16 protein-coding genes and 1 pseudogene are annotated in these 20,212 nt (G+C 70.3%); 8 read left to right on the top strand and 9 right to left on the bottom strand.

Annotation, left to right across the window (positions count from 1 at the left end; all coding sequences use genetic code 11):
* Window positions 1-60: 60 nt before the first annotated feature.
* On the bottom strand, window positions 61-1,224 hold the full coding sequence (locus tag AC3CBB_RS07220) for a cysteine desulfurase family protein (protein WP_488626494.1): 1,164 nt from the start codon (window positions 1,222-1,224) through the stop codon (window positions 61-63).
* 67 nt (window positions 1,225-1,291) lie between these two features.
* Between AC3CBB_RS07220 and glgX the strand changes: the two genes are divergently transcribed.
* From glgX to glgB, 5 genes and pseudogenes are all read left to right on the top strand, one after another.
* Window positions 1,292-3,355 (top strand): glycogen debranching protein GlgX, encoded by a 2,064-nt coding sequence (gene glgX / locus AC3CBB_RS07225; protein ID WP_488626495.1) that lies wholly within the window; start codon window positions 1,292-1,294, stop codon window positions 3,353-3,355.
* A 20-nt stretch (window positions 3,356-3,375) separates the two neighbouring features.
* Window positions 3,376-3,852, top strand: a pseudogene (gene ybaK, locus AC3CBB_RS07230) (Cys-tRNA(Pro) deacylase); the annotation flags it as partial.
* Window positions 3,853-4,011: 159 nt separating this feature from the next.
* Window positions 4,012-4,284 carry a DUF3072 domain-containing protein gene (locus tag AC3CBB_RS07235; protein ID WP_488626722.1) on the top strand — a complete coding sequence of 91 codons (273 nt, stop codon included), beginning with the start codon at window positions 4,012-4,014 and terminating at the stop codon, window positions 4,282-4,284.
* A gap of 489 nt (window positions 4,285-4,773) precedes the next feature.
* Window positions 4,774-6,741: an alpha-1,4-glucan--maltose-1-phosphate maltosyltransferase gene (locus AC3CBB_RS07240; protein WP_488626723.1), complete on the top strand. Its 1,968-nt coding sequence runs from the start codon at window positions 4,774-4,776 to the stop codon at window positions 6,739-6,741.
* 8 nt (window positions 6,742-6,749) lie between these two features.
* Entirely contained in the window at window positions 6,750-8,921 is a 2,172-nt protein-coding gene (glgB, locus tag AC3CBB_RS07245) for a 1,4-alpha-glucan branching protein GlgB (protein ID WP_488626496.1), read from the top strand.
* 90 nt (window positions 8,922-9,011) lie between these two features.
* On the opposite strand, the gene AC3CBB_RS07250 is transcribed toward glgB, so the two are convergent.
* Together AC3CBB_RS07250 and AC3CBB_RS07255 are read right to left on the bottom strand one after the other, a co-directional pair.
* Window positions 9,012-9,962, bottom strand: a complete 951-nt coding sequence (locus AC3CBB_RS07250; RefSeq protein WP_488626497.1) for a tetratricopeptide repeat protein — start codon at window positions 9,960-9,962, stop codon at window positions 9,012-9,014.
* Complete coding sequence (locus AC3CBB_RS07255; protein WP_488626498.1) at window positions 9,959-11,731, bottom strand: DUF8094 domain-containing protein; 1,773 nt, start codon at window positions 11,729-11,731, stop codon at window positions 9,959-9,961. Before AC3CBB_RS07255 ends, AC3CBB_RS07250 begins: the two co-directional genes overlap by 4 nt.
* A 212-nt stretch (window positions 11,732-11,943) precedes the next feature.
* Here AC3CBB_RS07255 and AC3CBB_RS07260 point away from each other — a divergent pair, with 212 nt between their 5' ends.
* The 3 genes from AC3CBB_RS07260 (at window position 11,944) to AC3CBB_RS07270 (ending at window position 15,734) form a co-directional block, all read left to right on the top strand.
* A complete protein-coding gene (locus tag AC3CBB_RS07260; protein WP_488626499.1) occupies window positions 11,944-13,704 on the top strand; it encodes a DivIVA domain-containing protein in 1,761 nt (586 codons plus the stop codon).
* Between the two features lie 7 nt (window positions 13,705-13,711).
* Window positions 13,712-14,770 carry an AI-2E family transporter gene (locus AC3CBB_RS07265; RefSeq protein WP_488626500.1) on the top strand — a complete coding sequence of 353 codons (1,059 nt, stop codon included), beginning with the start codon at window positions 13,712-13,714 and terminating at the stop codon, window positions 14,768-14,770.
* 103 nt (window positions 14,771-14,873) lie between these two features.
* Window positions 14,874-15,734: an oxidoreductase gene (locus AC3CBB_RS07270; protein WP_488626501.1), complete on the top strand. Its 861-nt coding sequence runs from the start codon at window positions 14,874-14,876 to the stop codon at window positions 15,732-15,734.
* Window positions 15,735-15,836: 102 nt separating this feature from the next.
* On the opposite strand, the gene AC3CBB_RS07275 is transcribed toward AC3CBB_RS07270, so the two are convergent.
* From AC3CBB_RS07275 to frr, 6 genes are all read right to left on the bottom strand, one after another.
* Window positions 15,837-16,598 (bottom strand): alpha/beta hydrolase, encoded by a 762-nt coding sequence (locus AC3CBB_RS07275; protein ID WP_488626502.1) that lies wholly within the window; start codon window positions 16,596-16,598, stop codon window positions 15,837-15,839.
* Window positions 16,595-16,909 carry a hypothetical protein gene (locus AC3CBB_RS07280; RefSeq protein ID WP_488626503.1) on the bottom strand — a complete coding sequence of 105 codons (315 nt, stop codon included), beginning with the start codon at window positions 16,907-16,909 and terminating at the stop codon, window positions 16,595-16,597. Before AC3CBB_RS07280 ends, AC3CBB_RS07275 begins: the two co-directional genes overlap by 4 nt.
* Window positions 16,910-17,062: 153 nt before the next feature.
* The gene (locus tag AC3CBB_RS07285; protein ID WP_488626504.1) at window positions 17,063-17,824 is read right to left on the bottom strand and encodes an aggregation-promoting factor C-terminal-like domain-containing protein; all 762 of its coding nucleotides are present in this window, start codon (window positions 17,822-17,824) and stop codon (window positions 17,063-17,065) included.
* A gap of 147 nt (window positions 17,825-17,971) precedes the next feature.
* Window positions 17,972-18,520: a DivIVA domain-containing protein gene (locus tag AC3CBB_RS07290; protein WP_488626505.1), complete on the bottom strand. Its 549-nt coding sequence runs from the start codon at window positions 18,518-18,520 to the stop codon at window positions 17,972-17,974.
* Between the two features lie 129 nt (window positions 18,521-18,649).
* Window positions 18,650-19,621: a phosphatidate cytidylyltransferase gene (locus AC3CBB_RS07295; protein WP_488626506.1), complete on the bottom strand. Its 972-nt coding sequence runs from the start codon at window positions 19,619-19,621 to the stop codon at window positions 18,650-18,652.
* The gene (gene frr / locus AC3CBB_RS07300) at window positions 19,621-20,136 is read right to left on the bottom strand and encodes a ribosome recycling factor (RefSeq protein WP_233579878.1); all 516 of its coding nucleotides are present in this window, start codon (window positions 20,134-20,136) and stop codon (window positions 19,621-19,623) included. Before frr ends, AC3CBB_RS07295 begins: the two co-directional genes overlap by 1 nt.
* Window positions 20,137-20,212: the final 76 nt, after the last annotated feature.

A 20,212-nucleotide genomic window follows, 5' to 3' on the forward strand; every position in this document is an offset into this window, starting at 1 on the left:
GGGTCCAGTCGACGGCGAGAGCCCCGGATCGGGGCGAGCCACCCGAGCGACTGCGCTCGACTAACGCCCCAGGAGCGGCGCCCGGTCGGCGTAGCCGGCCCGGGTCGCCCGCGCGACGGCGTCGGGCAGCGCCGCGAGCAGCGCATCGACGTCGGCCTCGGTCGTGGTGTGGCCGACGGTGATCCGCAGCGCCCCGCGCGCCTCGTCGTCGCTGAGCCCCATGGCGAGCAGCACGTGCGACGCCTCGGGGATCCCCGCCTGGCAAGCCGACCCGGTCGACACCGACACGCCGGCCGCATCGAGCAGGAAGAGCAGCGAGTCGCCCTCGCACCCCGGGAACGTGAAGTGCGCGTTGCCGGGCAGCCGGTCGACGGGGTCGCCGCGGAGGACGGCCGACGGCACGGCCGCGCGCACGCCGGCGATGACGCGGTCGCGCAGGGCGTCGTAGGGCTGATGGGGCGCACGCGCGGCGACGGCGAAGGCGACGGCGGCCGGGGCATCCTGCGTCCCGCTCCTCACCTGACGCTGCTGCCCGCCGCCGTGGATCAGGGGCACGACCGTCGCCGTGCGCGACAGCACGAGCGCGCCGATGCCGATCGGCCCGCCGATCTTGTGCGCCGAGACGCTGAGAGCATCGAGGCCCGAGGCCCGGAAGTCGATGGGCACCTGCCCGTAGGCGGCCACGGCGTCGGAGTGCACGGGCACGCCGTACTCGGCCGCGAGCGCGACCACCTGGTCGACGGGCTGCAGGGTGCCGACCTCGTTGTTGGCCCACAGCAGCGTCACGAGAGCGACGTCGTCGTGCTCGGCGAGGGCGCGGCGCAGGAACTCGAGGCTCACGCGACCCAGCGCATCGAGCGGTATCCACTCGATCACGGCGCCCTGGTACCGCTCGAGCCATTCGACAGTGTCGACCGTGGCGTGGTGCTCGCCGCCGGGCACGAGGATCCGGGGGCGGGGGCGGTCGGCCTGCCGCGCCCACCACAGGCCCTTGACGGCGAGGTTCACCGACTCGGTGCCACCGGACGTGAAGACGACTTCGATGGGGTCGCAGCCGAGCGAGTCGGCGACGCGCTCGCGGGCCTCTTCGAGCACGCGCTTGGCGTTCTGGCCGGCGCTGTGGATGGACGAGGGGTTGCCGACGGCATGGAGCGCGTCGGTGTACGCGTCGATGGCCGCGGGGAGCATCGGCGTGGTCGCCGCGTGGTCGAGGTAGACGGCCATGGGTGCTCCTCTCAGGGCGTGTTCGCCCGTTCTGTGCCGGTGGGCCCTCTTAAGTACTCTAAGACGCGTGTCTGACATCGAGCTCCTCCAGGGCGATCCCGCTCTCGTCGATTCCCTGCGCGATCTCGGCGTGAGGCCGGGCCCCGACGGGCCGACGCTGCGCGTCTGGTCGGGAGCGGCGTCGAGCATCGACCTGGTGATCGACGACGCGCCGTCCGAGCGGGTCGTGCCCCTGATGCGCGATGCGTCCGGCGTGTGGACCGGCTCCGACCCGCGGCTCGTTCCCGGGCGGCGCTACTGGCTGCGCGCCGACGGAGAAGCGACCGGGGTCGACGACGTCGTGACGCCGTTCGACCCGACGGTCAACCTGCTCGACCCGTACGCGCGCGGCCTCGCCCGCACGGGTCGCGGAGACTGGCGCGGAGTCGTGGTCGACGAGTCGTTCGACTGGGGCGGGGTGGGCAAGCCCCGCACGCCGCTGGATCACACCGTCGTCTACGAAGCGCACGTGCGCGGGTTCACCCGCCTGGCGCCGTTCGTTCCCGAAGACCTCCGCGGCACCTACGCGGGCCTCGCCCACGAGAACACCATCGCCTACCTGAGAGAGCTGGGCGTCACCGCCGTCGAGCTCCTCCCGGTGCACCACCACGTCGACGAGCAGCGCCTCGTCGCGCAGGGCTTCCAGAACTACTGGGGCTACAACACGCTGTCGTACTTCGCACCGCATCCGGCCTACGCGTCGCGCGACGCCCAGCTCGGCGGGCCGTCGGCGGTGCTGCGCGAGTTCAAGGGCATGGTGCGGCTGCTGCATGCCGCCGGCATCGAGGTCTGGCTCGACGTCGTCTACAACCACACCGCCGAGGAGGGCGAGGGCGGCCCGGTGACGAGCCTGCGCGGCCTCGACAACCACTACTACCGTCACGACGAGGACGCCCGTCCCATCGACGTCACCGGCTGCGGCAACACCCTCGACACGAGCCTCCCCGCGGCGGCGCGCCTGGTGCTCGACAGCCTGCGGTACTGGGCGAACGACCTGCAGATCGACGGCTTCCGGTTCGACCTGGCGGCCACGCTCGGCCGCGGCGCCGACGCCGTCTACTCGCGCAACGCCCCGCTGCTGGAGGCCATCGCCTCCGACCCGGCGCTCGAAGGCGTGAAGCTCGTCGCCGAGCCGTGGGACGTCGGGCTGGGCGGGTGGCAGACCGGCAACTTCCCGGACGGCTGGAGCGAGTGGAACGACCGCTTCCGCAATCGGGCCCGCGACTTCTGGCTGCGCGACATCGCCGACGCCCGCGTGCACGGCATCGCCTCGAACGGCCTCGGGTCGTTCGCCTCCAAGCTGTCGGGGTCGAGCAACATCTACGCGCACGACCGCGGCCCGCTCGCCGGCGTCAACTTCATCACGGCTCACGACGGCTTCACCCTGGCGGACGTCGTCGCCTACGACTCCAAGCACAACCTCCGGAACGGCGAGGGCAACCGCGACGGCACGGACGACAACAAGTCGTTCAACCACGGCGCCGAGGGCCCGACCGAGAACCCGTGGGTGCTCGACGCGCGTCGGCGGGCGTCGCGCAACCTGCTGGCGACGCTCTTCCTGTCGGCGGGCATCCCCCTGCTCACCGCGGGAGACGAGATCGGCCGCACGCAGCGCGGCAACAACAACGGGTACTGCAGCGACGACGAGATCTCGTGGGTCGACTGGCAGCTCGACGACGAGCGCGAAGCGCTGCTCGCCGACGCCAAGGCCCTGATCCGGCACCGCCGCGAGAACCCCGCGCTGCGGCCGGTGCGGTTCGGCGAGACCGGCAAGGTCACGCTCTCGGCCACCGACATGAGCTGGTACGGCCCCGACGGCCGGGAGGTGCTCCCGGAGGCGTGGAACGACCCCGGCTGCCGCACTCTGCAGTACCTCGCGGCCTCCACCCCCGAGGTCGAGGAGTTCAACCGCGTGCTCGTGGTCGTCCACGGCTCGGAGAGCCCGATCACGGTCACGCTGCCGTCGCACGAGGGCGTCGCCTCGTACGAGGTGCTCTGGACCAGCGGCGATGCCTTCGACCCCCAGCCCCGGAAGCCGGGCGACGCTCACGAGATCGTGGGGCCGACGGTGACGCTCTGGCGGGTGTCCTGACTCGTGAGGGGCCACCTCGGATGAGCTCGGCACCAGGAACTCCCGCCACCGTCGCCCTCGACGCCGCCGGGGTCCCCTTCACCCCGCACACCTACGTCCACGCCGACACGGCCTCCAGCTTCGGCGAAGAGGCCGCAGCACTGCTCGGCCTCGACGAGGGCCAGGTGTTCAAGACGCTGGTCGTCCAGGCCGACGACGCGCTCGTCGTCGCGGTCGTGCCGGTCTCGGGCACGCTCGACCTCAAGAAGCTCGCGGCGGCAGTCGGCGCGAAGAAGGCGGCCATGGCCGATCCCGCTCTGGCGTCGAGGCGGACGGGCTACGTCGTCGGCGGCATCAGCCCCGTGGGGCAGAAGGCCCGGCTGCGCACGGTGATCGACGAGACCGCCGAGCTGTACGACACGGTGTTCGTGTCGGGCGGGCGCCGGGGCTTCGACATCGAGCTCGCGCCCGCCGACCTGGCGCGCGTGACCGGGGCGGCGTTCGCCCCGGTGGCGCGCGGCGGAGTTCCTGCGCCCCCTGCGCTTCCGGCCTCGGAGTTCGGGGTACATCCCGTCGCGGCGATGTCGGCGGCTCGGCGTACCGTTTCGGCCATGACCGACCAGACAGCACCCTCTTCCGCGAACAACCAGCCGACGAACGACGACGATGTCGAGCCCATGGCCACCGCCGGGCTCGGTGACGACCCTCTGGGCGACCAGGCGGCCGACCAGGGAGACACTCTCGGCGGCACCCGGCCCGACCCGTCCAATCCCGCATCGAAAGACCCGGAGGAGTGGGTGACCGGCGACGAGCCCATGACACCCGCTCAGCGCAGCTACCTCGACACGCTCGCTCGCCAGGCCGGCGAGGAGCTGTCGGCCGACCTGACGAAGGCCGAGGCGAGCGAGCACATCGACCGGCTCCAGCAGAAGACCGGACGCGGCGCGTAGCCGAACCTGCCGCCAGACGACGAGTGCCGCCCCGGCGGGTAGTCCGGAGCGGCACTTCGTGTCGTGCACCGGGGAGAACGACTCGTCGTCCGCGTTTCGGGCGCGGCTCGCATGATTCGGGCATGCGAGTGCAGTCGTCGGCCGGTGCAGGGCCCATTCGGGTGGGGTCCTGAGAGATCGGGGCGGGAATGCCTCGATCGCCGGCCGGTCGACATCGACGGTTCGTCCTCCGCCGGCCCGGGCTTTCGGGACCCTGGCCTGCGGTGTGATGACGACATTACTGGTCCCCCATAGTGCGGACAACACGCGTGGACACGTGTCGTGCACCCAGTACGGGGGGCATTCGGTCTATCCCCCGCAGCGTGGACACTCACCTGTACCCCGAACGTGCTCGGCCGGGTACGGCATGGACGCGGCGTCACCCTGACCGGGTACGGTCGAAGCGTGGCGATCCCTACAGAATCCAGAGTCGGAACCCGAGTCGGCCGCATCCCCGTCATGGGGTTGCAGCCACGGACGCCGGACGACGTGTTCGATACCAAGGCCTTCGTCGGCGAGGTGGTGCCCTTCAGTGCCATCGTGTTCCGCGAGGGGCACGACATCATCGACGCAGCGCTCGTCGTGCTGGGCCCGGACGGCAGCGTCGGCCGCAGCCGGATGACCCCGGGAATCCCGGGCACCGACCGCTGGAGCGCCGAGTGGCTGTTCGAGGCCGAGGGCCTGCACACCTGGTGGGTCGAGTCGTGGAACGACGACTGGGCGACCTGGCTTCACGTCGCCGAGATCAAGGTGCCCGCTGAGCAGGATGTCGAGAACGTGCTCGCCCAGGGCACCGACCTCCTCCGCAAGGCCGCCGAGCGCGACCCCGCATCCGCCCTCTTCCGCGACGGCGCCAAGGCGATCGGCAACACGAACCTCTCACCTGCGGCCCGCCTGCGCGTGGCGACGGACTCCCGCATCGCCGCCGCACTCGCCGCCCAGCCGCTTGCGAGCCTGGTGACGCAGAGCGACCGCAAGCACGTGCGCGTCGAGCGCACCCGTGCGGGTGTCGGCAGCTGGTACGAGTTCTTCCCGCGGAGCGAGGGCGCCAAGCGACGCGAAGACGGCTCGTGGCAGAGCGGCACCTTCCGCACGGCCGCCCGGCGACTGCCGGCGATCGCGCGCATGGGCTTCGACGTCGTCTACATCCCGCCGGTGCACCCGATCGGCACGACCTTCCGCAAGGGGCCGAACAACACCCTCGAGGCCGGCCCGGACGACCCCGGCTCGCCGTACGCCATCGGCTCCCCCGACGGCGGCCACGACGCCGTCCATCCCGAGCTCGGCACCGTCGCCGACTTCGAGTGGTTCGTCGGCGCCGCGAAGAACGTGGGCCTCGAGCTCGCGCTCGACCTGGCGCTGCAGTGCTCGCCCGACCACCCGTGGGTCGAGGAGCACCCGGAGTGGTTCACGAAGCTGCCCGACGGCACCATCGCCTATGCGGAGAACCCGCCGAAGAAGTACCAGGACATCTACCCGCTCAACTTCGACGTCGACTACGAGGGTCTGAGCGCCGAGATCCTGCGAATCGTCCGCCTCTGGATCGACCGGGGCGTCACGATCTTCCGGGTCGACAACCCGCACACCAAGCCGGTCCACTTCTGGGAATGGCTGCTCGCCGACATCCGCGAGGACCACCCCGAGGTCGTGTTCCTGGCCGAGGCGTTCACCAAGCCGGCGATGATGCAGGCGCTCGCCCAGGTCGGGTTCCAGCAGTCGTACACCTACTTCACCTGGCGCAACGAGAAGTGGGAGCTCGAGGAGTACCTGAACGAGGTCTCTCACGAGACCAGCCCCTGGTTCCGCCCGAACTTCTTCGTCAACACCCACGACATCCTCACGCCGTACCTCCAGTACGGCGGCGTGCCCGCCTACAAGGTGAGGGCGGCGATCGCCGCGACCAGCTCCCCGACGTGGGGCGTCTACTCCGGCTACGAGCTCATCGAGAACGTGGCGCGTCCGGGCTCTGAAGAGAACATCGACAACGAGAAGTACGAGTTCAAACCGCGCGACTGGGCCGCCGAAGAGGCTGCCGGCGCCTCGATCGCGCCGTACCTGACGCTGCTGAACCGGATCCGCTCGCAGCACCCGGCGCTCCGGCAGCTCCGCAACGTGCACGTGCACTCGTGCGACGACGACGCGATCCTCGTCTTCTCGAAGTACCTCGACGGCCGCCACACGCGGTCCGGCCGCACCGACGGCATCATCGTCGTCGCGAACACCGATCCGCACTCCGCCCGAGAGACGATCGTGCGGCTCGATCCGAGCGCCTTCGGCGTCGAGCCCGGAACGCAGTTCACCGTGCGCGACCTCATCACCGGCCAGATCTGGACCTGGGGCGACGACAACTACGTCCGCCTCGACGCCTTCGTCGAACCCGCCCACATCCTGGCCGTCGACTACACCCGCGCCCCGTAGGAGGCACCATGACCACTCAGAACCTCGTTATCCCCGCACTCGACCCGAACGAGGCCCATCTCGTCTCCGTCGGGTCGCACCCGCACCCTCACCGTGTCCTCGGGCCGCACCACGTCGACGCCGGTGTCCTGGTCCGCGCCCTCCGGCCTCTGGCGACCTCGGTGTCGCTGGTGATCGAGACCGGTGCCCGCCTCTCCATGAGCCACGTCTCCGACGGGGTGTGGGAGGCCCTCGCCATCATCGAGCCCGGCGCCTACCGGATCGAGGCCACCTACGACGGTGCCGACGCGCCCTGGCTCGCCGACGACCCGTACCGCTTCTGGCCGACGGTCGGCGAGGTCGACCTCTACCTCTTCGGCGAGGGTCGCCACGAAGAGCTCTGGAACGTGCTCGGGTCGCACGTGCGCGAGCACCAGGGCACGCTCGGCACCGCCTTCTCGGTCTGGGCGCCGCACGCGCAGGCCGTCCGGGTCAAGGCCGACTTCAACGGCTGGTACGGCGTCGCGCATGCCATGCGCCGCCTCGACGGCAACGGCATCTGGGAGCTCTTCGTGCCGGGCGTCACCTCCGGCACCTACAAGTTCGAGATCCTGACGCCCGACGGCCGCTGGGTCGACCGCGCAGACCCCATGGCCCGGTACTCCGAGGTGCCGCCCGCGACGGGCTCCGTCATCACTCAGAGCAGCCACGAGTGGGCCGACTCCGACTGGCTCGAGTCGCGCGATCGCGCCGACCACTCCAGGCGCCCGATGAGCGTCTACGAGCTGCACCTGGGCTCCTGGCGCCCCGGACTCTCCTATCGCGAGGTCGCCGACCACCTCATCGGGTACGTGACCGACCTGGGGTTCACCCACGTCGAGTTCCTGCCCCTCTCCGAGCACCCGTTCGGCGGCTCGTGGGGCTACCAGGTCACGGGCTACTACGCGCCCACCTCGCGCTTCGGAACACCCGACGATCTCAAGTACCTCATCGACCGCCTCCACCAGGCCGACATCGGCGTGATCATGGACTGGGTGCCCGGCCACTTCCCCAAAGACGAGTGGGCGCTGGCGAAGTTCGACGGAGTCTCCGTCTACGAGCACTCCGATCCGCGGCTCGGCGACCAGCCCGACTGGGGCACTCACGTCTTCAACTTCGGTGATTCGCAGGTCAGGAACTTCCTGGTCGCCAACGCCCTCTACTGGCTCGAGGAGTTCCACATCGACGGCCTCCGCGTCGACGCCGTGGCCTCGATGCTGTACCTCGACTACAGCCGCAACGACGGCGAGTGGGTGCCGAACAAGTTTGGCGGGCGCGAGAACCTCGAGGCGATCGCCTTCCTGCAGGAGGTCAACGCGACCGCCTACAAGCGCAACCCGGGCATCGTCATGATCGCCGAGGAGAGCACGTCGTGGCCCGGGGTGACGCGCCCGACCAGCGACGGCGGCCTCGGCTTCGGCCTGAAGTGGAACATGGGCTGGATGCACGACTCGCTCGAGTACATCGAGCGCGACCCGATGTACCGCAGCTACCACCACGGCGAGATCACGTTCTCGTTCGTCTACGCGTTCAGCGAGAACTTCATGCTGCCGATCAGCCACGACGAGGTCGTGCACGGCAAGGGCTCTCTGTACGGCAAGATGCCCGGCGACGAGTGGCAGAAGCTCGCCAACCTGCGCGCCTACCTCGCCTTCATGTGGGCTCACCCCGGCAAGCAGCTGCTGTTCATGGGGTCCGAGTTCGGCCAGCCGTCCGAGTGGAGCGAGGAGCGCGGCCTCGACTGGTGGGTGCTCGATCAGCCCATGCACGAGGGCCTGCACTCGCTCGTCCGGACGCTCAATCTCGTGTACCAGGGCGAGAAGTCGATGTGGGAGCACGACTTCGACACCGACGGCTTCGAGTGGATCGACGGCGGAGCGGCGTCCGACAGCGTCGTGGCGTTCCTGCGGAAGTCCCCCGACGGCGACCGCGTCGCCGTCTTCGCCAACTTCTCGGGGCAGCCCGTCACCATGCGCATGGGGCTCCCCGAGGCCGGCGTCTGGCACGAGATCCTCAACACCGACGCCGGCGAGTACGGCGGATCCGGCGTGGGCAACTTCGGCAGCGTCACGGCGACCTCCGACCCGTGGTCCGGTCGACCGGCATCGGCCGAGGTCGTGCTGCCGCCGCTCGGCGTGATCTGGCTCAAGCTCGCGCGCTGATCCTGCGCCGCTTTGCCGGAAGCCTGGTAGAGACACGCCGGCCCCGACCGATCCGCAAGGACTGGTCGGGGCCGGCGTCTCTGCGAGCGGCTAGTACAGGAGCATCGTCAGACGACGGCGGGCCGCGACGACCTCGGGTGCGTCCAGTCCGGCGATCTCGAAGTACTCGAGCAGACGGGTGCGCACGGCGTCTCTGCCCTCCTGGTCGAGTGACGGAAAGAGCGTGAGCACGCGGTCGAACGCGTCGACGACGTGCCCGCCGCTGACGTCGAGGTCGGCGACGGCGAGCTGCGCGTCGACGTCGCCGGGAGCCGCGGCCGCGGCGTCCCGGACCTCGGCCATCGACACGCCCTGCAGGCGGGCGAGCAGCGAGACCTGCGCGAGGCCGGCGACAGCGAGCTGGTCGCGAGGGTCCTGGGCGATCGCGGTCGTGTAGGCCTGCTTCGCCGCCTCGTAGTCACCGCGTTCGATGGCGTCATAGGCGTCCTGGTGGTGCGGCGGCAGCGGCTCCGGCTCGGGTTCGACCGCAGGATCCGCGGCGCCCTCGACGGGCACCGACCCCGTGACGCCGTTCTGCGCGGCGAACTCCAGCACCTGCTCGAACACGTCGCGCACCTGGGCCTCGGGCAGCGCGCCGACGAACAGCCCCATCGGACGCCCGCCGATCACGGCGGCGACGGTCGGGATGGACTGCGCCTGGAAGGCCTGAGTGAGCTGCGGGTTCGTGTCGGCGTCGACCTTGGCGAGGACCACGCGGCCGGCGTACTCGTTCGTGATCTTCTCGAGGATCGGCGAGAGCTGCTTGCACGGCCCGCACCACTCGGCCCAGATGTCGACGATGACCGGAACGGTGTTGCTCAGCTCGAGGACGGCCGAGAACGTCTCGTCGGTGATGTCGACCACGAGCGACGAGACGCCGCCCGGACCGGGGCCCGCCTGCTGCACGGCCGGTGCCGGCGCGGCGGGATCGGGACGGTTGACGAGGGACGACAGGTCGACCGCGCCGCGAAGACTCGCGGCGCTCGGGGGGACATTGCTCATGACGCCTCTTTCGCGGAGATCAGGGCCTGACTGAAGCCGAGCAGCACGATCTTGTCGGAGCTGCCGACCGGGGGGACGGAGAACAGGAGCTGGACGCCGTACGTGGCGACGATGCCCTTGGTGGACTTGGAGACGCCGCTGAGCGACTTCACCTCGCCCTCGGTGTTGACCTCGGCGCCGTCTTTCGTGGGCTTGACGGTCTCGATCTCGTCGAGCGACACCGAGACGATCGCGCCGGCGTCGTTGGTCGCGAAGGCGATGCTCGGCTCGGTGCCCACCTTGCTCGAGTAGGCGATGGACGCCGTCGACGGGAGCTTCTTCGCCTTGGCGTCTTTGTAGGGCTTGCCGATCTTGTCGCGGAGCGTGTCGCCGTCGGCCTGGAAGGCCGAGGCCGACGAGGCCGTGTCGCCGTTCTTGAGGATTGCGGCGTAGGCCGCGGCGACCTTGTCGGGCTCCAGCGCGAGGAGCTTCACGTCGGGAGCGAGTCGCGCGGCGCCGATCGTCGCCGGCGCCACCTTCGGAATCTGCGCGCCCGCCTCGAGGCCGACGAGGTAGTCGACCTTGTAGGGGTCGCGGGCGCTCTCCTGCACGAGCATCACGCCGACGGGCGCGACCTTCGTCGACGTGGTGCTCTGGACGAGCGCGAAGACGGTGCGCGGCCACGAGTCGGTCTGCTGCGGGAGCGTGAGGCTGACGGAGCCGCTCGGGATCGACACCGGCAGGGCGGCCGTCTTGTCGGCCTTGCGGATGGTGTAGCTCGCCGTGCGCTGCTGGAGAGCCGGACCAGTGAAGCGCGTCGCCGCCAGCTTCGGGTCGAGGTCTTTGTCGGCGCTGGTCTGGACGGCCGTGATCCGGGCGATGATGCGCTTCGCCTGAGGCACGGTCACCGCCGGGGGCTGGAGGTCGTCGCCCGGCGCGGCGGTCGCCGTCGCCGACGGCGTCGCGGCGCTCGTGGAGTCGCCGGTCGCGGGCTGCGGCCAGTAGTCCGAGGAGCACGCAGACAGGCCGAGCGCCGTCACGAGCACGACCGGCACGACGGCGACCATGCGGCGGCCGCGCGGGCCGCGGCCTGAGGTGAGGCCGAGGGCGGCCTTGCGGGAGGATCGGACGGAGCCGCGGCGCTCGGAGCGCTTGAGGCGCGGGGGCTTGCCGCCGCCCGACCGTCGCGGGCCGCGCGTGCGACGGTGGTGGGCGACGGCCCACGCGAAGAGCAGGACGCCGATCACGAAGACGAGCAGACCGGCGCTGATCAGAGGGCCGACCAACGGGGTCGCCGTCGAGAGCGGCCAGGTCACGGACACCGTCTTGGGGACGGCCGCGCTGCCGTCGGTGGCCACGAGCACCGAGATGTCGGTGTCGCCGACGAGCGAGAACCGGAGGTCGGACCCGGAGTACTCGGCCGTCCAGAGGTCGGAGTCGCGCGGGTCGGGCGCGGTGGTGCTGGTGCCGTCGACCGTCCTGGTCGTGAAGTCGCCGGTGGCCTTGTCGTACGACACGCGGTTGTAGGTCGTGTCGCCGATCCAGCCGACGATGTCGGCGGTGCGGCCGTAGGCGGCGAAGGAGTCCTTCGCGCCGGCGATGTGGATGCTCTCGCGCCCCTCGTACGCCTTGAGCGCCGAAGCGGGCAGCAGCGTGAGCGGTGCCGACGACGACGACTGGGACGTCGCGGTGACGGAGTCGGCCGGTGCGAACACCGTCCGTTGGGCCAGACCGAGAAGGACCAGCAGAGCCGCGATCACCAGGGTGACGACGGCCAAGACGAAACGCACGAGTTTTTCTCCCTTCGTGCCACCATCCGACTTTCTGGCGGCAGCGAATTTAAGACGGTTCAGGATAGCCGACCTCTCTGGGAGAGACCTAGCCCGCATCACATCCTCGGTATCCCGCTAAAATACGGAGGTTGGCCGTCGCAGCGGGTTCCAACGTGTTCATCGTTCTCGCGCCCCTTCCTTTCGGGCACCCCAACCACAGGGAGACATTCGTGGCCACTGATGAGGCTGAATTCGGAACCGAGCTCCGCGGCTACAAGAAGGAGGAGGTCGAGAAGGCTCTCGGCGACCTCCGGCGAGAGCTGATCAAGGCCAACAGCGACCGCGCCGAGCAGGCCGAGTCCGTCAAGGCCCTGAACCAGCGCGTCGAGTCGCTCGAGGACGACCTGCAGGAGGTCGGCGAGCCGACCTACAAGGGCCTGGGTGCGAAGCTCGAGAGCACCCTCCGCCTGGCGGAGGAGCAGTCGAACGACCTCATCTCGAAGACGGAGCGCGAGGCGTCGGAGCTCCGGTCGTCAGCGGCCGAGGAGGCCGGGCGCGTCACCGACGAATCCCGAGAGCGCGCCGCCGACATCCTCGACGACGCCCGAGGCCGCGCCGCCGCCCAGATCGAGGAGTCGACCGGCGAGGCCGACCGCCTCGTGGCTCGCGCCCGCGACGACGCGAGCGCCATGATCGCCGATGCCGAGCGCGACGCGTCCGCCACCCGCACCGCGGCCGCGACCGAGGCCGCCGAGGCGCTGACCACCGCCCACCGCGAGGCCGCTGCGCTTCGCGCCGAGGCCGAGCGGGAGGCCGCCGAGCTGCGCCAGACCGTCGCCGCCGAGGTGTCTGCCGCGCGCGACGCCGCCGCGACGCTCGCCCGCGACACCGAAGAGGGCCGCGCCGCGTTCGAGAGCGACTCCGAGCGTCAGCGCGCCGAGCTCGAGCTCGAGGGCATGACCGTCCGCGACGAGCTCCTGCGTCTCAGCGAGACTACGCGCACCGACCTCGAGCACGAGGTCGTCACCCGCCGCGACGCTCTCGACCGCGAGGTCATGGGCGGCCGCGCCGAGCTGGCTGACGAGGTCGCCAACGGCCGCGCCGAGCTCGACCGCGAGACGACCGCCGCCCGCGCCGCCCTCGAGAACGAGGCGTCGACGACGCGGCAGGCGCTCGCCCGCGAGGCCGAGGTCACGCGCGCCGAGCTCGACCGCGAGGTCGGCGAGGCCCACGCCGACATCGAGGCCGCCCGCGCCGCCAGCACCGAGGCCATCGCGCGCAGCACCCGCGAGACCGCCGAGCAGATCGAACGCGACCTCGAGCAGACCCGCGAGCGGATCGCCCGCGAGCTGGCCGAGCACGATGCCCGCATCGCCGACGAGGCCGCCCGCGCCCGCTCCGAGCTCGACGCCGACCTCGCCGAGACTCGTGCGCGCCTGGCCCACGACGACGAGGCGCAGCGCGCCCGTCTGAAGAACGAGCTCGAGAACTTCGAGGCGCAGACGAAGGCTCGCGCCCAGGAGGTGCAGGAGGCCCTCGACAAGGAGGCCGAGCAGGCCCGCGTCGACCTCGACGCCGAGCTGGCCACGCGCCGCGACGAGGCAGAGAAGGAGTACGTCGAGCGCCACCACGACGCGGTCACGCAGACGCAGACCTTCCTCGACGACGCCAACGCCCAGCTCGCCGAGGTCACGGCCCGCGCCGAGGCCAAGCGCCGGGAGTCGCGCAAGGCGGAGGAGACGGCGTACTCGACAGCCCGCAAGGTGCGGTCCGAGTCCGAGCGCGTGGCGTCCGAGACGCTGAGCAACGCGCAGTCGCGCGCCGGCTTCCTGGTCTCCGACGCCGAGCGCCAGGCGCGCGACATCATCGGCGACGCCGAGGAGCGCCTCTCCGAGATCAACGCTCGCCGCGACGAGGTGGCCGCGTACTTCGGCAACCTCCGCGGCATGATCGGCGACGGCGAGCAGGTCGAGCAGGTCGCGGCCGAGTGACCGCCCCGTGAGAATAGCCAACCCCTACCGCCTCGGCCTCTTCGGCGGCCTGGGCGTCCTGACCGCCGTCCTGATCGGCACCGCGCTCGGCGAGCTCTCGACGATCCTGACCTACGTCGGCGTCGCCATCTTCCTGGCCCTCGGCCTCGACCCCGTCGTCCGCTTCCTCGAGAAGCGCCGGGTGCCGCGCTGGCTGGCGATCGTCATCGTCATGGTCGCCGTGCTCGCCGCATTCGTCGGCGTCGTCTTCGCCATCGTGCCGACGATCGTGCAGCAGACCTCGGTGCTCGTGAACAACCTCAGCACGTACCTGCAGAGCGTCACGGCCAAGCAGTTCACCGACAATCTGCAGTCTCTAGTGCCGAAAGACGTCTTCGACGTGCAAGACGCCCTGAACACCGTGATCGACTTCCTGACCGACCCGAAGAACGTCGTCACGATCGGCGGCGGCGTCCTGGCCGTCGGTGTCGCGATCTCGAACGGCCTCGCCGGGGTGCTGATCGTGCTGATCCTCACTCTCTACTTCATGGCGTCGCTCGACAGCATCAAGGGCGGCCTGTCGCAGCTCGTGCCGAAGTCGAGTCGCCCCGAGTTCCTGCGCCTCACCGAGGGGATCAGCTCGTCCGTCGGGCGCTACGTGATCGGCCAGGTGTCGCTGGCGCTGCTCAACGGCATCCTGAGCTTCATCGTGCTGTCGATCGCGGGCGCCCAGCTGCCGGCCTTCTTCGCCTTCATCGCCTTCATCGGCGCGCTGATCCCGCTCGTGGGCACGGTGAGCGCGGCCGCGGTGGTCGTGCTGGCGCAGGTGGCACTGCTGCCCCTCTCCCCCGCGACCTGGATCTTCCTCGGCATCTACTACCTCGTCTACATGCAGGTCGAGGCGTACATCCTCGCCCCGCGCGTCATGCGCCAGGCGGTCAAGGTCCCGGGCGTCATCGTGATCATCTCCGCTCTGGTCGGCGGCACGCTGCTCGGCGTGCTCGGCGCCCTCATCGCGGTGCCCGTGGCAGCGGCCGTGCTGCTCGTGGTGCGCGAGGTCGTGATCCCGCGGCAGAACGAGCGCTGAGCCGACCTGAGGCGGAGGCCCGCCGGGGCACGAGGCTGGGCGCGGCGCTACCAGGAGCGGGGCGGCACTGCCGCAGTTCCTGCGCCCGATGCAGACTCGGGGCATGACGAACTCCACGTACACGATGACAGGCGGCCCCACGGTCGCGCGGATGGGCTACGGCGCGATGCAGCTGGCAGGCCCGCGGGTCTGGGGCCCGCCGGCCGACCGCGGCGAGGCGATCGCGGTGCTCCGGACGGCCGTCGAGCTGGGCGTCGACCACATCGACACCGCCGATTTCTACGGGCCGCACGTCGTGAACGAGATCCTGCGCGAAGCCCTCGCACCCTTCTCAGGCGACCTGACGATCGTCACGAAGGTGGGCTCGGTGCGCGACGAGAACGGCGGCTGGCCGCACGCGCGCTCCCCCGAGCAGCTGCGCGACCAGGTGCACTCGAACCTGCGGACGCTCGGCGTCGATGCTCTCGACGTCGTCAACCTCCGCGTGGGCGGCGGGGCCGACGGGCACTCGACGGTGCCCGGCTCGATCGCCGAGCCGTTGGGCGCGCTGGCCGAGATGCGGGCCGAGGGGCTGATTCGGCATCTTGGCGTCAGCGTCGTCGACGCCGAGCAGGTCGCAGAGGCGCGGGCCATCGCCCCCATCGTGACAGTGCAGAACTGGTACAACGTCGCCCACCGCGGCGACGAGGAGCTGATCGCGTCGCTGGCCGAGCAGGGTATCTCGTACGTGCCGTTCTGGCCCCTGGGCGGCTTCAGCCCGCTGCAGTCGGGGGTACTCGACGCGGTGGCGGCTCGACTCGGTCAGACTCCCAACGCGGTGGCGCTCACCTGGCTGCTGCAGCGGTCGCCGAACGTCCTCCTGATTCCCGGGACCTCGAAAGAGGCGCACCTGCGCGAGAACGTCGCCGCGGCCGAGCTCGAGCTGCCCGCCGACGCGGTGGCCGAACTCGACGCGATCGGGTGAGCGGTGGCGGCGTCGAGCCGAGCTCGACGCGATGGGCTGAGCCGCCTCCGCTTGCGGGGACCGCGGCCCATCGCCAGCAGGCACAGTCGCCACGCGCGATCGTTACACCCGCGCCGGCTCGGGCCAGGAATCAGACAGCGGCAGCGCCCCCGGATTGACCACCCGGACGATCTCGCTCAGCACCCGACGGGTCTGATTCTCGCCGACCCACAGGTGCTTGCCGCCCTCGACCTCGACCAGCTCGGTCTCGGGCACGACAGCGAATCGCTCGCGCGCCTCGGCGGGTCGGAGGAAGTCGTCGAACTCCGGCACGATCGCCACCAGGGGCCTGCCCGACCCGGCCCAGCGAGCCAGTTCGGCATCACTCGTGCGCGACAGGGGCGGCGACAGCAGGATCGCCCCCGCGATGTCGTGCTCGAGGCCGTGCTTCAGCACGACCTCGGTGCCGAACGACCAGCCGACCAGCCACGGCGCCGGCAGCCCCTGGGCCGCAACGAACTCGATGGCGGCCGCGAGGTCGAAGCGCTCGGTGACGCCGTCGCCGAACTCTCCCTCGGACGTCCCGCGGGGCGACGAGGCACTCCGGAAGTTGAACCGCAGCACGGACAGGTCGGCCTGTGCCGGAAGCCGCGCCGCCGCCTTGCGGATCACGTGCGAGTCCATGAAGCCGCCTGCGGTCGGCAGCGGGTGCAGCGTCAGCAGGGTCGCAGCCGGGGGCCGGGACGCAGGAACTGCCCACTCGCCGACCAGTGTCAGCCCGTCGGCGGTGTGCAGCTCGATGTCGCTCCGCCGCGCCGGGAGCTCGACGCCCCCTCGCACCTGGAGGGGCTCGCGTGCGGCTTCATCGGCGTGCGCATCAGTCATGAGATCTTCCAGCAGTGGGTGTGCCAATGGCGGCGAGCCGCCAGGTCGGAGTCTTCGCCGAACAGGCCGTCGGCGCGCCATGCGACGACGTGCGGCGTTCCGGGCTCGACGGGGAGTGTGCAACCGGGGCAGACGTAGGGCTTCGTCGACGACGCACCCGAGATGGCCTGAACGACCCACTCGCGCCCTCGTCGGGTCTCTGTTCGCTGGCCGCCGTAGAGCATGCGACTGAGGTCGCCGCCGTCGTCGTGCGCGGGCACCTGGCCCGGACGGCCGCCGGGGGCGCGTCGAGGTCGGTTGCTGCGCGGCATGCCCTCCAGCCTAGCGAAGGGGGTGCCGGGGCGGTGGTCGAACCGGCGGGGCGCCGGAGTTTCTGCTCGTTTGCCCCTGGCTCCCGTGACGGCACAGAGAATGCATCGTCAACCGCGCCGCCGCCGATGCGTCGGCTGCGGCGGAGATGAGGCCTAGTACCAGTTGTTGGCGACCGAGTGGGCCCAGGCACCGCAGGGGTTGCCGTAGCGGCCCTGGATGTAGTTGAGGCCCCAGGTTATCTGAGTGGACGCGCTGGTCTGCCAGTCGGCACCGACGGAGGCCATCTTGCTGCCGGGCAGTGCCTGCGGGATGCCGTAGGCGCCCGACGGGTTGGCTGCGTAGACGTTCCAGCCCGACTCTTTGTTCCAGAGCGAGACGAGGCAGTTGTACTGCGAGGTGTCCCAGCCCCGAGCGGCGACGAGCTGCGCGCCGATGGCCTGGGCGCTGCCCGGGGTAGCGGCTGCGGCGGCCGGTGCCGCCGTGACCGTCGTGGTGGTCGTCGTCGGGGCAGCATCGGCAGCCGTCGTGTCGGTCGTGGCCGTGTCGGTCGCCGTGGACTCGGCGGTGGCCGTGGTCTTGGCCTTCTCGACGACCACAGGGGCCGTGTAGTTGACGGTGTAGGCGTCGCGGCTCGTCGAGATGGACGCCCCGTCGGCCACGGTATAGCTCTGGCCGCCCACGGTGTATCCCGTCGAGATGGCCGTGTCGGTGCTGGGCGTCGTCGTCGACGCATAGGCACCGGAGAGCGGGTTCACGAGCGAGGCGGAGACGAAGGCGAACGTGGCCGCGAACCCGACGAGCGGAAGGACGACGCGCTTCTTGGGAGCGCGGAAACCCGACGAAGCGGCTGCCGGGGCGAGGACCAGAGCGGTCTGACGGACTGCCGGTGCGCTGGCGCGCGGTCGTGAGACCACGGATCGCGACGGACCGGATGCGTGTACTGCGGAGTGCCTACCCATAAGTCCGTCAACTATAACGGATGGATCACGAGCCGTACAGCCTTCGATGGCGGCGCGTCATCATCCGTGAGATGTATCCCGGAGCATGTGCGGAGTGAATCGTCAGCGAACGGCCAGCATGACGTCGACCACGGAATCGAGCACGAGGTCGACCTGGGCCTCGCGGTAGCCGCCGCGCTTCGAGCGGAACACGCTCGTGCGCACCTCTTCGATGCTGAGCGCCCGCCCCTCGGAGAAGTAGCCGCGAAGACGCGTCGCGAGGCGGTCGACGTCTTTCGGGTGGTATCCGGCCGACAACACGCTGACCCGGTCGAATCGGTGACCCTCTGGTCGCTCCAGGCGCGCGACGACAGCCTCGGCAGTCGCCTTCGCCTCGGCGAACCAGGTCTCGTCGCCCGTCGAGCGGAGGTACCGCTCGCGCTCGCGCATGGCGAAGGCGTCTTCAAGGCGCTCGAGGGCCGAGTCGACGTGGTCGGGCACGTAGCCGTGCTTGACCATCGAGAAGGCCGTGCGGCGAATGGACTCCGCCGACACCTCCGGGGACTCCGCGTCGCCCGAGTAGGCCGCACGGGCGTCCTTGAGAAAGTCTTCGACCTGCTCGATGTCGTAGCCGCGGGTCGAGCCGGTCACCTTGGGGAATGTCGCGCTCACGGTGACATTGTGCCGCACGATCCCGTGGAAGCGGTCGCGCGACCCGCACCAGCGGCAGGAACTCGCCACCGCGGCGGGCTTCTCCGCCGCCGCGCGGGGTTTCTCCGCCGCCGCGGGGGTGCCGTGGGCCTACGCGAAGATGAGGTAGAGGGCGTACGCGACGACCGCTGACGGCAGCGTCGAGTCGAGCCGGTCGAGGAAGCCGCCGTGCCCGGGGAGCCACGTCGAGATGTCCTTGATGCCGAGATCGCGCTTGATGAGCGACTCCGTCAGGTCGCCGACCGTGGCGGTCAGCGTCAGCACGGCGCCCATCAGCACGCCCAGCCACCAGGCCTCGTGGATCATGAACAGCGCGATCAGGACGCCCGCAATCATGGCGGCCGCCGCTGATCCTGCGAACCCCTCCCAGGTCTTCTTGGGGCTGATGCGCGGCGCCATCTTGTGCTTGCCGAAGTTGAGGCCGGCAGCGTACGCGCCGGTGTCGACCGAGATCACGATGATCAGCGTGCCGAGCGCCCACCACTGACCGCCGTCCTGGGCCGTGAGGAGTACCAGGAACGAGCCGAGGAAGGTCGTGTAGATCTGCACGAACGCGCCCGTGCCGAGGTCTCGGACCAGGTCGGCGCCCGTGGCCTTTCGCGAGGGCACAGCGATCTCGGCCAGGCGCCACAGCGAGATGAAGAGGATTCCGCCCAGCAGCACGAGCCACTGGCCCTCGGCGCGCCAGTAGTAGGCGGCTGGGACCACGGCCAGCGCCGTCAGGACGCTGGGAACGCGAGGCACGTTGCGCCCCGCGACTCGCACCGCGTTGGTCAGCTCGATCACCATGAAAAGGATCAGCACGGCCGCGACGACCATGAACAGGGCCTTGACGAGGATCAGGCTGACCAGCACGGAGCCCCCGAGGCCGACGCCGATGCCGATCGCCGCCGGCAGGTTGCGGCCGGTGCGCTCGGTCAGCTTCGCGTTGCTGGCCTCGAGGCGTGCACGCTGGGCGCGGAGCTGGTCTTCGATCTCGTGGCGCGCCGAGTGGGCCCGCGCGTCGACGTCGGGTCTGGTCGGAGTGGTGCCGCGCTCCGGATCGTCAGGAACGGTTCCCATCAGACCTCGAGGAGCTCCGCCTCTTTTTTCTTCAGTGCGTCGTCGATCTGGTCGACGAAGCCCTTCGTGATCGACTCGAGCTCCTTCTCGGCGCGCGAGATCTCGTCTTCGCCGACCTCGGGCTGCGAGTCGAGGTCGTCTTTCGCCTTGCGGCGGATGTTGCGGATCGCGACCTTGGCGTCTTCGCCCTTGGTCTTGACGATCTTGACAAACTCCTTGCGGCGGTCCTGCGTCAGCTCGGGGATCGTCACGCGCACGATCGTGCCGTCGTTCGTCGGGCTGGCACCGAGATTGGGGAAGGTCGCGATGGCCTTCTCGATCTCTTTGAGCGCCGTCTTGTCGTAGGGCGTCACGATCAGCGTGCGCGCCTCGGGCGCCTGAAGCGACGCCAGCTGCGCGAGCGGGGTCGGGGTGCCGTAGTAGTCGACCGGGATCTTCTGGAACAGCGCCGGGTTGATACGGCCCGTGCGCACCGTGTTGAAGTCGTCTTTCGCGACCTCGACGGCCTTGCCCATCTTGTCTTTGGTCTCGGTCAGTACATCTGCGATCGCCACATTGCTCCTTAGTTCGTCGTCAGCTTACTCGGGGGGC

It is taken from the genome of Frondihabitans sp. OV104, assembly GCF_057787745.1.

Coding starts and splice junctions, on each gene's coding strand:
- AC3CBB_RS07220 (WP_488626494.1), bottom strand. CDS start 1,224: ATGGCCGTCTACCTCGACCACGCGGCGACCACGCCGATGCTCCCCGCG.
- AC3CBB_RS07235 (WP_488626722.1), top strand. CDS start 4,012: ATGGCCACCGCCGGGCTCGGTGACGACCCTCTGGGCGACCAGGCGGCC.
- glgB (WP_488626496.1), top strand. CDS start 6,750: ATGACCACTCAGAACCTCGTTATCCCCGCACTCGACCCGAACGAGGCC.
- AC3CBB_RS07250 (WP_488626497.1), bottom strand. CDS start 9,962: ATGAGCAATGTCCCCCCGAGCGCCGCGAGTCTTCGCGGCGCGGTCGAC.
- AC3CBB_RS07270 (WP_488626501.1), top strand. CDS start 14,874: ATGACGAACTCCACGTACACGATGACAGGCGGCCCCACGGTCGCGCGG.
- AC3CBB_RS07275 (WP_488626502.1), bottom strand. CDS start 16,598: ATGACTGATGCGCACGCCGATGAAGCCGCACGCGAGCCCCTCCAGGTG.
- AC3CBB_RS07280 (WP_488626503.1), bottom strand. CDS start 16,909: ATGCCGCGCAGCAACCGACCTCGACGCGCCCCCGGCGGCCGTCCGGGC.
- AC3CBB_RS07295 (WP_488626506.1), bottom strand. CDS start 19,621: ATGGGAACCGTTCCTGACGATCCGGAGCGCGGCACCACTCCGACCAGA.
- frr (WP_233579878.1), bottom strand. CDS start 20,136: ATGGGCAAGGCCGTCGAGGTCGCGAAAGACGACTTCAACACGGTGCGC.